The following is a 1,486-nucleotide window of genomic DNA, read 5'->3' as shown; positions in this document are numbered from 1 at the left end:
CCGAAGCGTATCAGGCGATGCTGACGCAGATTGCCGAAGGCTATCGGCCATTTCTCCAGCTGATTAACCAGCGTGCCGCACCGGCCGAGGTGATTGCTGCGTTTGGCCGTTATCAGCTGCTGTGCGCGCTGCGCGAAGGGCCATTTGGCGTGCAGGGGCTCAATCAGCGTATTGAGCATAAGCTGATGCAGCTGCAGCTGATTCGGCGTCCCGCAGGGGGCAGCCGCTGGTATCAGGGGCGTCCGGTGATGGTGACGCGTAACGACAGCGCGCTCGGCCTGTTCAATGGTGACATCGGCATTACGCTGTTCGATGAGGAAGGGCTGCTCAAGGTGTTCTTCCCGCTGCCTGATGGCAGCATCAAAGCGGTACAGCCAAGTCGCCTGCCGGCCCATGACACGGCATGGGCGATGACGGTGCACAAATCACAGGGTTCAGAGTTTGACCACACCGCGCTGGTGATGCCGGCTCAGTTCCTGCCGGTACTGACGCGCGAGCTGATATACACGGCTATTACCCGGGCGCGCAGCCAGCTGACGCTGTTCAGTGATGAAGCGGTGTTCCGGCGTGCGGTGCAGTTGCGCACGCAGCGGCGCAGCGGGTTGCTGGATCGCTTAGGGGGAGAAGAGGGCAGATGATTGCGCCGCCGCGGGGAATAGCCCTCAGCGGCGCTTTGATGAGCAGTGGCGCTTAGCGTAAGTCTGCCATCAGCACTTTGGAACGACGCTGATAGTTGTACATCTGCTTTTTGCTTTCAGGCAGCGACTCAATATCCACCGGCGTGAAGCCGCGCTCCTGGAACCAGTGGATACTGCGCGTGGTCAGCACGAACAGCTTCTTCAGCCCCATCTGCCGTGCCTGTAGCGCCACGCGCTCCAGCAGCAGCTCGCCGCGTGACGAGCTGCGATAGTCGGGGTGCACCGCCACGCAGGCCATCTCGCCGATTTGCTCGTCCGGGAACGGATAGAGCGCCGCGCAGGCGATGGTCATATTGTCGCGCTGAATAATGGTGAATTTGTCGATCTCCATCTCCAGCTGCTCGCGCGAACGGCGCACCAGAATGCCCTGCTGCTCCAGCGGACGAATCAGTTCAAGGATCCCACCGATGTCGTTGATGTTGGCGCGGCGAATCTGCTCGGCCGACTCCATGACAATCTGCGTACCGATACCGTCACGCGAGAACAGCTCCTGCAGCAGTGCGCCATCTTCCTGATAGCTGATCAGATGGCTGCGGCGCACGCCGCTGCGGCAGGCTTTGACCGCGCCACGCAGGAAGCGCACGGTGCCGGAGAGAAAATCACCGTCGCTCTCCATTTCATCAATTCGCGTCTGCGCCTCGTTCGGGAACAGCTCGGAAATGATGGTGCCTTCGCGGTCCGTTACGCCTTGTTCGGAGCAGAAACCGATCATCTTCTCAGCTTTCAGCTTAATCGCCAGCTGCGTCGCCACCTCTTCCGAGGTCAGGTTAAAGCTTTCGCCGGTCACC

General features: G+C 60.6%; 2 protein-coding genes. One reads left to right on the top strand and one right to left on the bottom strand.

Going from position 1 to position 1,486, the window contains the following annotated elements:
- Positions 1-638: ATP-binding domain-containing protein (locus tag FT726_RS27300; protein WP_346303852.1), on the top strand; the 638-nt coding region annotated here is incomplete at its 5' end.
- Between the two features lie 52 nt (positions 639-690).
- On the opposite strand, the gene argA is transcribed toward FT726_RS27300, so the two are convergent.
- Positions 691-1,486, bottom strand: a 796-nt coding sequence (argA, locus tag FT726_RS27295; RefSeq protein WP_346303851.1) for an amino-acid N-acetyltransferase, incomplete at its 5' end; no start/stop codon positions are given.

Origin of the sequence: Pantoea sp. Morm (assembly GCF_016643525.1) — a bacterium.
GTDB lineage: Bacteria > Pseudomonadota > Gammaproteobacteria > Enterobacterales > Enterobacteriaceae > Pantoea > Pantoea dispersa.
Note: the sequence above shows the minus strand (reverse complement) of the source record. Positions and strands in the feature narration are given on the sequence as shown.